The sequence below is a fragment of the Flavobacterium sp. LHD-80 genome, from assembly GCF_030929605.1.
Classification (GTDB): domain Bacteria; phylum Bacteroidota; class Bacteroidia; order Flavobacteriales; family Flavobacteriaceae; genus Flavobacterium.
In genome coordinates, this window is sequence record NZ_JAVFVS010000014.1 from 104,521 (window position 1) to 118,026 (window position 13,506).

Annotated in this window: 12 protein-coding genes; 4 read left to right on the top strand and 8 right to left on the bottom strand. The window is 32.5% G+C overall.

Annotation, left to right across the window (positions count from 1 at the left end):
• The first annotated feature begins 23 nt into the window (after nucleotides 1-23).
• Both RB619_RS20710 and RB619_RS20715 read left to right on the top strand, forming a co-directional pair.
• The gene (locus RB619_RS20710; protein WP_308101008.1) at nucleotides 24-1,157 is read left to right on the top strand and encodes a glycosyl hydrolase; all 1,134 of its coding nucleotides are present in this window, start codon (nucleotides 24-26) and stop codon (nucleotides 1,155-1,157) included.
• Nucleotides 1,158-1,296: 139 nt separating this feature from the next.
• Nucleotides 1,297-1,674: an ankyrin repeat domain-containing protein gene (locus tag RB619_RS20715; RefSeq protein WP_308101009.1), complete on the top strand. Its 378-nt coding sequence runs from the start codon at nucleotides 1,297-1,299 to the stop codon at nucleotides 1,672-1,674.
• Nucleotides 1,675-1,747: 73 nt separating this feature from the next.
• Here the strand turns inward: RB619_RS20715 and RB619_RS20720 are convergent, their stop codons facing one another.
• Complete coding sequence (locus tag RB619_RS20720; RefSeq protein WP_308101010.1) at nucleotides 1,748-2,284, bottom strand: SRPBCC family protein; 537 nt, start codon at nucleotides 2,282-2,284, stop codon at nucleotides 1,748-1,750.
• Nucleotides 2,285-2,655: 371 nt separating this feature from the next.
• On the opposite strand from RB619_RS20720, the gene RB619_RS20725 reads away from it, so the two are divergent.
• The gene (locus RB619_RS20725) at nucleotides 2,656-3,039 is read left to right on the top strand and encodes an ankyrin repeat domain-containing protein (protein ID WP_308101011.1); all 384 of its coding nucleotides are present in this window, start codon (nucleotides 2,656-2,658) and stop codon (nucleotides 3,037-3,039) included.
• Nucleotides 3,040-3,129: 90 nt separating this feature from the next.
• Here RB619_RS20725 and RB619_RS20730 read toward each other — a convergent pair whose 3' ends face one another.
• The 7 genes from RB619_RS20730 to RB619_RS20760 form a co-directional block, all read right to left on the bottom strand.
• Nucleotides 3,130-3,732 (bottom strand): DUF2238 domain-containing protein, encoded by a 603-nt coding sequence (locus RB619_RS20730; protein ID WP_308101012.1) that lies wholly within the window; start codon nucleotides 3,730-3,732, stop codon nucleotides 3,130-3,132.
• 107 nt (nucleotides 3,733-3,839) lie between these two features.
• On the bottom strand, nucleotides 3,840-6,938 hold the full coding sequence (locus RB619_RS20735; protein WP_308101013.1) for a CusA/CzcA family heavy metal efflux RND transporter: 3,099 nt from the start codon (nucleotides 6,936-6,938) through the stop codon (nucleotides 3,840-3,842).
• A gap of 4 nt (nucleotides 6,939-6,942) precedes the next feature.
• A complete protein-coding gene (locus RB619_RS20740) occupies nucleotides 6,943-8,028 on the bottom strand; it encodes an efflux RND transporter periplasmic adaptor subunit (RefSeq protein ID WP_308101014.1) in 1,086 nt (361 codons plus the stop codon).
• A 12-nt stretch (nucleotides 8,029-8,040) separates the two neighbouring features.
• On the bottom strand, nucleotides 8,041-9,288 hold the full coding sequence (locus RB619_RS20745; RefSeq protein ID WP_308101015.1) for a TolC family protein: 1,248 nt from the start codon (nucleotides 9,286-9,288) through the stop codon (nucleotides 8,041-8,043).
• Between the two features lie 87 nt (nucleotides 9,289-9,375).
• Nucleotides 9,376-10,734: a HAMP domain-containing sensor histidine kinase gene (locus RB619_RS20750; RefSeq protein WP_308101016.1), complete on the bottom strand. Its 1,359-nt coding sequence runs from the start codon at nucleotides 10,732-10,734 to the stop codon at nucleotides 9,376-9,378.
• Nucleotides 10,731-11,411 carry a response regulator transcription factor gene (locus RB619_RS20755; RefSeq protein ID WP_308101017.1) on the bottom strand — a complete coding sequence of 227 codons (681 nt, stop codon included), beginning with the start codon at nucleotides 11,409-11,411 and terminating at the stop codon, nucleotides 10,731-10,733. The genes RB619_RS20750 and RB619_RS20755 overlap by 4 nt, the downstream gene beginning before the upstream one ends.
• Nucleotides 11,412-11,480: 69 nt before the next feature.
• Nucleotides 11,481-12,569: a M42 family metallopeptidase gene (locus RB619_RS20760; RefSeq protein ID WP_308101018.1), complete on the bottom strand. Its 1,089-nt coding sequence runs from the start codon at nucleotides 12,567-12,569 to the stop codon at nucleotides 11,481-11,483.
• A gap of 81 nt (nucleotides 12,570-12,650) precedes the next feature.
• Between RB619_RS20760 and RB619_RS20765 the strand changes: the two genes are divergently transcribed.
• Complete coding sequence (locus tag RB619_RS20765) at nucleotides 12,651-13,331, top strand: DUF4294 domain-containing protein (RefSeq protein WP_308101019.1); 681 nt, start codon at nucleotides 12,651-12,653, stop codon at nucleotides 13,329-13,331.
• The last annotated feature ends 175 nt before the right edge of the window (nucleotides 13,332-13,506 follow it).

Sequence of the window (13,506 nt, forward strand, 5' to 3'; positions counted from 1 at the left end):
GGTTTAAACTAATTATTTAAACCATGAAATTCATCACAATAAAAAATGCCTATCTGTTTCTATTATTGACAGGTGGGCATTTTCTTTTTGGACAGATTGATAAAAATGCCACTAAAGAAACCAAAGTTTTATATCAAAATCTAAAATTAATTTCAAAAAAACATATTCTTTTCGGACATCAACACGCATTGGAATACGGACATGGCTGGAAAAATGAGCCCAATCGTTCTGATGTAAAATCGGTTACAGGTTCGCATCCAGCAGTTGTCGGAATTGATTTCAGTGATTTTTCAGGACGCCCAAAAGAGGTGATTGAAAAAACGAAAGAAACGCTTAGAAAAAATGTAATCGCAACTTATGAACGTGGCGGTATTACTACTGTTTCTTGGCATTTTAATAATCCGGTTTCTGAAAATGGATTTTATTGGAAAGATTCTATTTCTTCACCTGCAATGGCGTTGATAAAACCGGGCGGTTCGCATCATAAAAAATACAAAGAGATTTTAAAAACAATTGCCGATTTTGCAAATTCAGTAAAAGCGAAAGACGGAACTTTGGCACCAATGATTTTCAGACCTTTTCATGAATTTGACGGTGACTGGTTTTGGTGGGGAAAAAAATATACTTCTAGAGAAGATTTTATCGCGGTCTGGCAGTTTACAGTTTCTTATTTAAGAGATACTTTAGGGGTTCATAATTTTATTTACGCTTTTTCTCCAGATGTAAAATTTAATTCTGAAGAAGAATATTTGGAACGTTATCCAGGAGATGATTTTGTCGATATGTTTGGGATGGATGATTATGCTGATTTTGGCCGAGACGGAAAATACGATCTTGAAGCAGGAGTGAAGAAACTCAAAATAATTTCAGATTTGGCAATAAAAAAGCAAAAATTAGCTGCCTTTACTGAGACTGGTCTGGAATCTATACCAAATAAAACATGGTGGACAGAGACTTTATTGAAAACTTTAAAATCTCAAAATCTAGAATTAGCTTATGTTTTGGTTTGGAGAAATGACAGCACAAGTCCAACACATTATTACGCACCTTTTCCTGAACAAGTAAGTGCACCGGATTTTATTAAATTTTATGATGATCCTTTTACGTTGTTTGAAAAAGATTTGAAAAACATTTATAGCAGTAAATTTAGAATTTAACTTCTCTATTAAATATTTAAAAAGCGCAATTGTGTTAAAAATGGATTACGCTTTTTCTTTTTTTTAATAAATGATGCAACCTAATTGATTGTTTAGTCGTCTAAATAGAAAATCATCAATCATTTATCAATCAATCATCATGAAAAAAGCAATAATTATTTTAGGAACAATTTTGATATTCGGAAATGGATTAAATGCATCAACTTTAAAACTTAGTATTGAAAAACAGAAGGAATTTTCGAGTACGACAAAATCGCCATTGCATCTTGCAATAAGTAAAGGAGATATTGAAAGTGTTAGAAGATTTATTCAATATGGTGCAGATCTCAATAAAGTGGCGAACGATATGACACCATTAATGATAGCCGCACGATTTAATGAATTTGAAATCATAAAAATGCTGCTTAAAAATGGAGCAAATCCTTCTAATAAAAATGAAAAGGGTTTTACAGCTTTAAATTATGCGGAATATGCAAAAGCAACTGAATCAATCGTTATTTTGAAAGGCTTGAAATAATTTTGAAGAAGTGTAAAAAAGTGCAATTCAAATTAAAAATGAATTGCACTTTTACTTTATTATTTACGAAATATTATTCTAATTTATTTTTTAGATTTTCCAGACCTTTCTGCAAATCCTTTCCAATCATTTGATCCATTTTCATCATTGGAAGCATAATATTCATAGGATACGGCATCACACCGCTGATTCCCCATTTTACTTTTGTTTGATTTTCAGCAACACTTTCAGTAGACATAAAACCTACCGCAGTGTCATTCATAGGTTCTTTAAAACGAAGCGCAAAATCAATACGCTTTCCTTCCGTTATTTTGGTAATTTCCTGTTCGCCAACTCCAACATCTTTTACTTCACTTTCCCAAGCCGAAATTGAGCCAACAGCTCCATCGGTACCGGTGTAAGTTGATTTCATTTTAGGATCAAGGTTTGCCCAAACACTAAATTCGTTTTGGTTTTTTAATGATCGTACATAATTAAATACAGAATCAACAGGTTTATTAATGGTTATTTCTCTTTCTACAGCATAATCTTTTGGCATAATGGCAGCTGCAATTAATACGATAGCAATGATTAAAATCAATGCAATCAAAATTTTCTTGATAATTCCCATAGTTTTTTGTTTTTAAGTTTTTATTGTTTTTTGGTTTACTAAATATACACAAAATCACAAAATAATAATTCTTTTCTGTTGATTTTGAGCCGAGTAAAACTCCTGTGTTTAAAGGGGTTTTTGTGAAAACGAAAAATTTTCATAAGATTTTTTACATTTTTTTTGATTTAAACTGTAACATATTGAGTTTTTCAGCGTCTATTAAGAAAGCAAATTATTAACGTTCAGTTTGATTATCAGCGCTTATATTAATTGAATGTTAAGAATTAGTTAAAACAAGGTACTTTGTAATACATAATACATAAAATTGAATTACATTTACATAGAAATTAAAAATCATCAATAATCAATCAATTTAACAATCAATCAACATGAAAAAGTCAGTAATTATTTTAGGAGTAGCTTTAGTAGCTTTTGCCAATGTTTCAATGGCAGCAAATCACACAACATCAGCGGTAAATCCAAAAATTGAAGTTTCAAGAAATTTCTCAGCGCCATTGCACGTAGCGGTTAGCAAAGGAGATATTGAAATAGTTAAAAAATTTATTGCTTATGGAGCCAATGTTAATGAGCAATCAGAGGATATGACACCTTTGATGATCGCAGCACGATACAATAAAGTTGAGATTATCAAAGTTTTATTAGAAAACGATGCACGCCCAGAAGACAAAAATGAGCAAGGATTTACAGCATTAAAATATGCACAATTATCAAATGCAACTGAAGCAATTGCAATTTTAAAAGATTTAAAATAACAGTTTAAATCTAGTTTGAGTTAGAGTTAGTATACTTAACGGCCCTCCTTGAGCAGAGGGCCGTTTTTTATTTTTATATATCAGGAAATTCTAAAAATTGATTTCTTGAATTTTCTTGTCTTGAAGTCTAGAAAATACAATCAAAGCGGTAATTGCGCCAATGGTAGCAAACAACATATCCGATTGTGTATCCCAAACATAGCCCTGCGTTCCTAAAAATGCATCACCGCCATCTCCAGTTGCTAGGGAAACAAACCATTCTATAAATTCATATGTGGCACTTATTGCCAAGCAAATACTTACAATAATAAAATTGAAAAAGCTTTTATTGTTGATGACTTCTTTGCGAATAAATAATTCTCGAATAATCATAGCAGGAACAAAGCCTTGCGCAAAATGGCCGACTTTATCATAATTGTTTCGGCTTTGGTGAAAAATTTCTTTTATATAATCAAAGAAGGGAACTTCGGCATAAGTATAATGACCGCCAATAAATAAAATTATACAATGTATGAGAATCAAAGTATAAGTAAAATTGGTAAAACGAAACTTTTTAAAAGTCAACGCTAAAATCAGAAACCCAATAATTGCTGGAATAATTTCAAGAAAACAAGTAAAGCCTTCTTTTGCATTTATTATTGAAGCTACTAAAGAAATTGAAAAAATGGCTATTAGAAAATAGATGTATTTCATAAATCGTTTTTATTAGATTTACTGCAAGATATTAAACTAAAGTGTAATAAAAATAAAAAAAGCACCATTAAAATTAATGATGCTTTTTCTTTAAATTACAATTTTTATTATTCGATGGGAACATTTTTCTTGCGATTGAAAACCCAGAAAATAATTGGGAAAACCAATAAAGTCAAAATCGTTGCTGTTACTAAGCCTCCAATAATTACAATTGCAAGTGGTTTTTGTGATTCAGAACCAATTCCTGTTGAAATTGCTGCTGGCATCAAACCGATTGAAGCCATCAAAGCGGTCATTACTACGGCTCTTGTTCTTGCTTTTACTCCCATAAAAATGGATTCTTCGAGACTGAACTTGGCCTTTAAATTATGATGAAATTCGGATATTAGAATAACTCCATTTTGAATACAAATTCCAAGCAAGGCAATAAATCCAACACCAGCCGAAATTCCAAAATTCATTCCTGTAATGTGCAAAGCCATAATTCCTCCAATAACTGCAAACGGAACATTTGCTAAAACTAGAAGTGAGTCTTTGATATTTCCAAATAAAATAAACAGCAACACAAATATTCCAATTAAACTGATTGGTACTACTTGAGCCAGACGCGCACTCGCACGAACCTGATTTTCAAATTCTCCTGTCCATCCCGTTGTATAACCGTTCGGCATTTTTAATTCGGCTACTTTTTTCTGCGCTTCAGCAATTGTGCTTCCTAAATCTCGGTCACGAACAGAGAATTTTACTCCAATAAAACGTTTGGTATTATCTCTGTAAATAAATGCGGGACCAGTTATCGTTTTGATATCGCAAATTTCTTTCAGCGGAATCTTAACACCGCTTATTGTCGGAACTTTTAGTTCGGCCAAATCTTCTTCATCTTTTCTGTATTCTTTAGAAAAACGGACTCTTACATCAAATTTCTTTTCATCTTCGTATTTTTGAGTGGCTGTTTTTCCTCCAAAAGCCAATTCTAAAACAGCCTGCGCATCGCTTAAAGTCACGCCATAAGCAGCCATTTTTTCTCTGTCCAAAATTACGCTGATTTCTGGCTGTCCAACATTTCGTAAAATTCCAACGTCTTTAATTCCTGGAATATTTTTGATTTTATCTAAGACTTCATTTGACAATTCATCAAGTTTATCTAAATCATCTCCATAAATTTTTACTGCATTTGAAGCTTTAAATCCTGCAACAGATTCGGCTACGTTATCGATAACGGGTTGTGAATAATTATAAGTTATACCTTGATGAACTTTTAGTTTTTTATCCATTTCATTAATTAAATCATCCATGGAAATTTTGCGTGTCCATTCTGATTTTGGTTTCAAATCAACTTGAAGTTGAATAAATCCAAAACCATTTGGATCAGTTCCATCGTTGCTTCGACCAGTTTGCGACAACACATTTTTTACTTCTGGAAAACTTTCAAGATCTTTTCTGATCATTGCAGCGGTTTGTACACTTTCAGGAAGTGAGGAACTCATCGGTAATTCTGCGGTTACCCATAATGCACCTTCGTTTAACTGCGGCAAAAATTCAGTTCCTAAAAAAGTAGCCGAAAAGAAAACACTAACTAAAATAGCTACAGAAGCAATTAACGTTTGTACTTTGTGTTTAAATGTCCAAGCAAAACCTTTTCCAACAATACGATCCCAGAAATTCACAAACGGATTATGTTTTTCTTTTACATTTTTATTTAAAAGAATGTGAGATAAAACCGGAACCAAAGTCAAAGTGAAAAGCAAAGCTCCCATCAAAGCAAAACCTAACGTGTAGGCGAGAGGAGAGAACATTTTTCCTTCTACTTTCTGGAATGAAAAGATTGGTAATAAGGCTGTAATGATTATTAATTTAGAAAAGAAGATGGCTTTACCCATTTCAGTTCCTGTTTTTTTAATCAAACTTCCTTTCGCAATTTTGTTGTAAGCCGTCATTCCAAGTTGATGCGCCCGATGATCTAAAACCACAAACAATCCTTCAACCATAACTACGGCACCATCAATAATAATCCCGAAATCGACTGCTCCCAAACTCAGCAAGTTGGCGCTCATTCCCATCATTTTCAAACACAAAAAGGCAAATAATAATGACAGTGGAATTACAATAGAGACGGTAAATGTAGTTCGCCAATCGGCCATGAATAAGAAAACGACAACAGTAACCAAAATTATTCCTTCAAATAAATTATGCATTACCGTTTCGGTCGTGAAGTTCATTAAATTATCACGATCGTAAAACGTTTCAATTTTTATGTCTTTAGGGAGAATGTTTTCATTTAAATCTTTGATTTTATCTTTAATCAAGGCTAATGTTTCTTGGGCATTTTCGCCTTTTCTCATTACAACAATTCCTTCGACTGCATCATCATTTTTGCCAATTCCGGTTTGACCGACTCTTGGCATGGCACTTTCATAAACATTTGCTACATTTTTTACTAAGATTGGATTTCCGCCTGCATCATCAACAATAATGTTTTCAATATCAGGAATTGACTTTAAAAGCCCGACACCTCGAACCACAAAAGCTTGTCCGTTTTTTTCAATAATATCACCACCAACATTTAAGTTTCCTGCATTTACAGCATTGTAAACCTGTAAAGGTGTAATGTTATATTTTGCTAATTTAATTGGATCAACTCCAACTTCGTACGTTTTAGTTTGACCTCCAAAAACATTCAAATCAGCAACACCGGGAACAGCACGTAATTGTTTGTCAATTACCCAGTTTTGATAAGTCAATAATTCACGACTGTCTCTGCTGTTGCTTTTTACAATATATCTAAAAATTTCTCCGGTTGGACCGTAAGGAGGCTGAACATCTGGCTCAACATCATCTGGTAGTGAAACATTTTTCAATAAATTATTTACTTGTAAACGTGCAAAAGTATCATCGACGCCATCATCAAAAATGATTTTAATTACAGACAAACCAAACATCGTAATACTACGAACACTGGTCTTTTTCTGAACAGAGTTCATTGAGATCTCAATGGGTGAGGTTACAAAACGTTCAACTTCTTCGGCACTTTTTCCATTCCATTGCGTGATGATGATAATCTGTGTATTTGTCACATCTGGGAATGTATCAATTGGCATATTTTTGAAAGAAATAAATCCTGCAACAGCCAGTATTCCCACCCAAAAAAAGGTGAAAGCTTTATTCTTAAGCGAAAAAGCAATTATATTTCGAATGAATTTGTTCATTTTTTTATTCGTTTAAGGCGCGGTAAATAAATAACTGATTATTGGTAATGACTTTCTCGTTCTCTTTTAAGCCATTTGAGATGTATGTAGTTTTGCCAACAACTCTGTAAACATCAACTTGTCTGGTTTCGATGTTGTGGCGATCTTTAAAAATCATGACAAAGTTTTTACTTTTATCAAAAACAATAGCGTCGCTAGGAATTGCAATCATTGAATTATTTTCTTTTAGAGATAATTTTATGTTCGCATTCATATCTGGTTTCAACAAATAATCTGAATTCTGCAGTTTAATTCGGGCTTGCATGGCCTTAGTTTCTGGATCAATTACATTGAAAATTTTATCGACTTTCCCTTTAAATACTTTATCTGGATAACTTAATGTAGTTACATCGGCATCAATTCCTAATTTTACTTTGTTGATGTCCATTTCGTTGATATTGGCCATTGCCCAAACTTCACTTATTTCAGCAATATCAAAAATGTTTTCAGAGCGATCGTTTCTTAAAAGCATATCTTGATTAATACTTTTTTGAATAATAAAGCCACTTATTGGTGCCGTAACTTCATATATAGAGCCTGCTTTAATATTGTAAATTTTGTAGGTTTCCTGAATTTTGCTTAATTGAGATTGCGCTTTATTTACTTCAGCTTTTGCCTGAAGAACATCACTTTCAGAGTTTAATTTTCCGTCAAATAATTCCTGAGCTACTTTCAAATTGTTTTTTGCGACTAATAAATCACTTTTAGCATCAAGTGATTGTTTTTCGAAATCGGCAATATCTGTACTTCTAATGGTGGCTAAAACTTGTCCTTTACGAACATAATCTCCAAGTTCAACATTTACTTTGATTACATTTCCACCAACTAGCGGATAAACATCAATCATTTTATTGTTGTCTGCTGTAATTTTTCCGTAAAAATTTAATTCGTTTGTTACAGGCTGTGTTTTTGCAACGGCTGTTGTAGTAGTTTTTAGCATTGAATCGCTTAATGCAAAAGACGTATTAGTCTGCGGATTTTCGACTTCTTTTTTACAGCTTGCAAGAGATAAACTTACAATTGCAATTCCTATAATTAATTTATGTTTCATTTTTGTATATTTTTAGAATAAGTCTTTATTGATTGTGCTATTTAATTCTTCTCCAGAAAGCGCGAGTTTTTTCTTTAATTCGTTCACTAAAATTGTTGCCTGATTATAGCTTTCCATAAAATCAGTAAATTCTAATAAACTCACGTTTCGTTTTTGAAAATTGGTTAACATTCCGTTGTAAACGGCTTCAAAATCAGCATTTACTGTTGGTTTTATTACAGAATAATTTTTACGTGATTCATCCCATTTGTTCCAAGCCGAAGTAATTTCTGTCTGTAATTGCAAATCGAAGTTTTGTTTTTCAATTTTAGACTGTTCTAATATAGTTTGAGCATATTTAATGTTTCCTTTGTTTTTGTTCCAAAGTGGAAGCGGAATTCCAAGCGTCAAATTAGCTTCTTTATTAAAAGCGCCACTTCGTTGATCGTAATTTGCTCCTAAAGTAAGGTCAGGAACCGAAAGTGATTTTTGCCATTTTACATTCAGCTCATTTGCATCAATTTCTTTTTGTTTGGACAAATAATCGGGCCTGTTAGCAATGGCTTGATCTTCTAAAGATTTTAAGTCGAAAGGCATTGTTTTTAGATATTTGCTGAATTCATCTTTTGAAACTTCTGGAACTATATTTTCTGTTGAATTCAGCAGTAATCTCAAATTGGCTTGTTCCTCAATATTATCATTTACAACTTCCATTCTTTCATTTTTAAAATTAAGATACAATGATTGCAAACGAACGACATCTTTTAAAGGAACATTTCCTTTTTGTGCCTGAATAGAATAGGAGTTGATCAGATCTTCGATATGCGCAAGCTGTTGATCTGTTGTTTCCAAACTTTTTGTATTGTAGTAAACTGTATAGAAGCTTTTTCGCAATTGAAGTTTCAATGTTCTTAAAAGATCATTAAACTGCAGTTCAGCTAATTGCTCATTGGTTTGAGCCAGTTTGACTTCGTTGCGTTTTTTTCCGCCTAAGTAAATTAACTGTTCAATACCAAATGCTTTTTGTCCATCTTTTCCAATGTCAAAATAGCGATTAGCTTCTGGATTATAAGCATTTAATTCTGCTGTAAGTGACGGATTGTCCCAAATTTTTGCTTGAATCGTCAGCGCTTTTGAAGCATCAATGTTGTATTGAGAGGCAAGCAAAAAAAGATTTTTTTTAAGAAACTGACTCTCACAATCTTGAAGTGTGATTGCTTTTTGAGCCATTACTGCCTGATTTAGAAGCACAAGCAGAAGTAATGCATATACATTTTTCATTGTATCAATTTTAAGTTGTACAAATATGCTATTGGCAGACTTTAAGAAGCCTTAAAATCTACCTTAAAAATACCTTAAAAAAGAATATTAATGAAAAAATAGTTGAAATAAATTCACCTTTTCTTCTGGAACACTGTAAGTTATGGTAGAATTATGTAATGTTAGTATGCGTTGCACAATGCGCAATCCTAATCCGAACCCAGAAGTTCCTTTAGCGTTTTTACCTCGCATAAAGGGCTGAAAAAGATTCTTTTGTTCCGCTTCGCTCAAGGTTTTTCCGTTATTAGAAATTGAGATTACAAGATGATTATACTGAGCACTAATTTTTACTTTGGCTTGTTTATCATCAGAATAGACACAAGCATTTTTTAAAACATTGCCAAGTGCAATTTCTAGAAGATTTTTGTTCCCTTTTACTTCTAAAACGGAATCAAGATTATCACTTTCTTCCATTTCAAAAAGAATTAAGAAATCAGGAAAGCTTTTATTTATATTTTCTATGGCCGAAAATAGAACTTCGTCCATTCTTTGAACTTCATTGTTTTCGTGGTTTTTATTGTCAATTTTTGAAAGAATTAATAAAGAATTAATTAATTCTGTTAGTTGATTTACATCCGATAAAATAACTTTTAAAAATGATTTTCCTTTTTCTGATGTTGCAGGATCAGTAACGACGTTTTCAATTTGCGAAGTAATTCGCGATAATGGAGTTCTTAATTCGTGTGACGCATGTGCAGTAAATTCTTTTTGTTTTTGATAAGAAATCTCAATTCTATCCATCATAAAATTGAACTCATTTGCAATCAAGTCAATTTCGTTTTTATTGCTTTTAGATGCTACACGTGTATCGAGATTATTCTCGTTTATATTTTTTATTTTTTGATGAAAAACACTTAATGGATTCATCGCCTTCTTGACCATAAACGAAGTTAAAACCCAGCAAAGACAGGTAAAAAAGATATACGATATAATTAATGTGTAGCGAAGGAAAAGCAGTTTTCGTTTTCCATAATCATCAGTAGCCGATATTAAGGCGTAAAAATCTTTGTCTTTTGTATCATAAAAAACACCATAAACTTCATAATCACCTTGCTGTTTAAAAAAGGTTTTATGTTTTTTAAGATACTTTAGATCTTCAATTGACCAATTTATTTTGGCATCATCAATACTGCTGTAGATTAGTTTATAATGAGAATCGAAAACTAAAGTCTTTTCATCATATAATTTATTAATAGAGTTTTGATCAATAATTTTTAAAAGTTGATCATCAACTTCTTTTACATTAACAAGTAGTTTGATGTTTGAAAGTGCTTTTATTTCAAGACGATCTCGAAATTCTTCTTTTCTAAAATTAGAATACAAAACAAATATCACGGTAGAAGCCAGCCCAAAAAGGATTGTAAACAGCAAACTAACTAAAAGTGATATTCTGTTTTTTAATGTCATTCTTGATTGCTTAAATAATAGCCGTACCCAACTTTAGTTCGTATTAATTTTGTTTCGTGATCTTTATCAATTTTTTTTCTAAGAAAGTTAATATATACTTCAATCGTGTTTTGATTGGTTTCGATATGGTAATCCCAGAGTTTTTCGGCAATAAATTGTTTAGACAACACTTTTCCTTTGGCATGAGCCAAAATCAGAATTAATTTAAATTCTTTTGGCGTAAGTTTGATTTCTTCGCCTGAGCGGAAAACCTTCATTTCTTCTTCAAGAATTTCTAAATCTTCGATGCTAATTTTTTTCTCAATTTGCTGCGGAATCTCTTTTCTTCTTAATAAAGAGGAAATTCTTGCAAACAATTCTTCAAAATGAAAAGGTTTGACCAAGTAATCATCGGCACCATTATCAAAAGAAGCCAGTTTGTCTTCGATATCACTGAAAGCCGTCAGCATAATTATCGGTGTTTTTTTGTCTGTTGCTCGAATTCCTTTGCAAACATCAATGCCGTTAGCGCCTGGTACATTGATATCGAGAATGATTAAATCGTATTCCTCAGGAAGATATTTCTTCAATAATAATGATCCATCATAATAAGGGACGCACTCGAAGCCTTTTGAAGTGAAAAATGCTGAGATCTCTTTAGATAAAGTAAAATCGTCTTCGAGTAGTAATATTTTCATGTTATTTTTATTAGCAAATTCGGTCACCTATAATATATAGGTAACCGAATTAACATTTTAAATCATTTCTTATTTAAAATAAGAAAAAGTTTCATTGTTCTCAATTTTCAAAAGCGTTTCATAAATCAACTGAATCACATTTTCAACATCTTCTTTATGAACCATTTCAACGGTAGTATGCATATAACGCAAAGGCAAAGAAATCAAAGCCGATGCAACACCACCATTGCTGTATGCAAAGGCATCTGTATCTGTTCCTGTCGCACTTGAAGTAGCATTACGCTGAAACGGAATTTTGCTTTCTTCGGCTGTATCAACAATTAAATCGCGAAGTTTATTTTGAACTGCCGGCGAATAAGCAATCACAGGACCTTTACCCATTTTAAGATCGCCTTCAACCTTTTTGTCAATCATTGGCGTGTTTGTATCGTGACAAACATCAGTAATAATTGCAACATTTGGTTTTATAGTGTGCGCAATCATTTCAGCTCCACGCAAACCAATTTCTTCCTGAACTGAATTTACGACATATAATCCAAATGGAAGTGTTTTTTTATTTTCGTGCAGAAGTCTTGCAACTTCTGCAATCATAAATCCACCCATTCTATTGTCTATCGCACGGCAAACAAATTTATTTTCATTTAAAATCATAAATTCATCTGGATAAGTAATAACACATCCCACATGAACGCCAAGCGCTTCAACTTGCTCTTTAGTTTCACAGCCTAAATCAATAAAGATATTGCTTAATTTTGGTGCTTCTTCCTTGTCGCGCATACGCGTATGAATCGCTGGCCAGCCAAAAACACCTTTTACAATTCCTTTTTTAGTATGAATATCAACTCTTTTTGAAGGCGCAATTTGATGATCAGAGCCACCATTTCTAATTACGTATATAAGTCCGTCATCAGTTATATAATTTACATACCATGAAATTTCATCCGCATGTCCTTCAATCACTACTTTAAAAGGAGCATCAGGATTAATAACGCCAACGGCTGTTCCATAAGTATCAGTTATAAAAGTATCAACATATGGTTTTAAATATTGCATCCAAAGTTTTTGCCCTTCGCTTTCATATCCGGTAGGAGAGGCGTTATTTAGGTAGCTTTCCAAGAAAGCAATTGAAGTATCTTTTAAGATAGAATTTGAACTCATAAAAATATTTTTTTGCTAAATTATAAATTTGGTATTAGAGTTGTATATAAATATATAATTTTACATTTAAATTATGACTCGATGAGATTTACCAGTATTCTTTTATTCTTTATATTGATTTCATTTTCAAGCCGTGCTCAGGTTACCCCAAAAGAGAATCAGCAAATGGGCTATGTACTAACAGAAAAAGATTCTATTTTAGGCGATACTATAGAGTTGCCAGAGATTATTATCACTAAAGAAAAACTTGATCCCGAAGCACAAAAACAATTTTTGATTCTTCAAAATAGAGTTTACAAAGTTTATCCTTATGCAAAATTAGCTGCAGACAGATTGACGGCATTAAATAAAGGAATGGCGCGATTAAATTCAAATCGTGAAAAAAAGAAATACTTTAAAATCGTTGAAGACTATTTAAACAACGAGTTTGAAGACAGGCTTAAAAAACTTTCGCGTAAACAAGGTCAAATTCTTGTAAAGCTAGTTCATCGCCAAACCGGAATTACAACATATGATTTAATCAAGACTTTAAAAAGCGGATTCAAAGCTTTTGTTTCAAACACAACGGCCAATTTATTTGATATAAGTTTAAAAACAGAATATAAGCCATATGAAGTCAACGAAGATTATTTAATTGAAACTATCCTTCAGCGAGCTTTTGAATCAGGACGATTGGTAAACCAGAAAGCAGCAAATCCTGTCAATTATAATGATCTCATGAATAAATGGGAGGAAAAAGCAAAAGCTCCAGTCGATAAATAGATGTTTACATATTATATACAGCATATAATTAAACCCAACAGATTTTAAAGCCTGTTGGGTTTGCTTTTATACATATATGTATAGGGTAAGATTTACATTCCAATTTTCCGTAGAGGCGCACAGCAGTGCGTCTCCTGTGTAACGCAGACGCTTCGGAGAATTCAATTCTCCTATA

Bases quoted from the DNA above. Each gene is read 5' to 3' on its own strand.
- RB619_RS20720 (WP_308101010.1), bottom strand. From the start codon at position 2,284: ATGGGAATTATCAAGAAAATTTTGATTGCATTGATTTTAATCATTGCT.
- RB619_RS20730 (WP_308101012.1), bottom strand. From the start codon at position 3,732: ATGAAATACATCTATTTTCTAATAGCCATTTTTTCAATTTCTTTAGTA.
- RB619_RS20715 (WP_308101009.1), top strand. From the start codon at position 1,297: ATGAAAAAAGCAATAATTATTTTAGGAACAATTTTGATATTCGGAAAT.
- RB619_RS20710 (WP_308101008.1), top strand. From the start codon at position 24: ATGAAATTCATCACAATAAAAAATGCCTATCTGTTTCTATTATTGACA.
- RB619_RS20755 (WP_308101017.1), bottom strand. From the start codon at position 11,411: ATGAAAATATTACTACTCGAAGACGATTTTACTTTATCTAAAGAGATC.
- RB619_RS20765 (WP_308101019.1), top strand. From the start codon at position 12,651: ATGAGATTTACCAGTATTCTTTTATTCTTTATATTGATTTCATTTTCA.
- RB619_RS20750 (WP_308101016.1), bottom strand. From the start codon at position 10,734: ATGACATTAAAAAACAGAATATCACTTTTAGTTAGTTTGCTGTTTACA.
- RB619_RS20760 (WP_308101018.1), bottom strand. From the start codon at position 12,569: ATGAGTTCAAATTCTATCTTAAAAGATACTTCAATTGCTTTCTTGGAA.
- RB619_RS20725 (WP_308101011.1), top strand. From the start codon at position 2,656: ATGAAAAAGTCAGTAATTATTTTAGGAGTAGCTTTAGTAGCTTTTGCC.
- RB619_RS20745 (WP_308101015.1), bottom strand. From the start codon at position 9,288: ATGAAAAATGTATATGCATTACTTCTGCTTGTGCTTCTAAATCAGGCA.
- RB619_RS20740 (WP_308101014.1), bottom strand. From the start codon at position 8,028: ATGAAACATAAATTAATTATAGGAATTGCAATTGTAAGTTTATCTCTT.
- RB619_RS20735 (WP_308101013.1), bottom strand. From the start codon at position 6,938: ATGAACAAATTCATTCGAAATATAATTGCTTTTTCGCTTAAGAATAAA.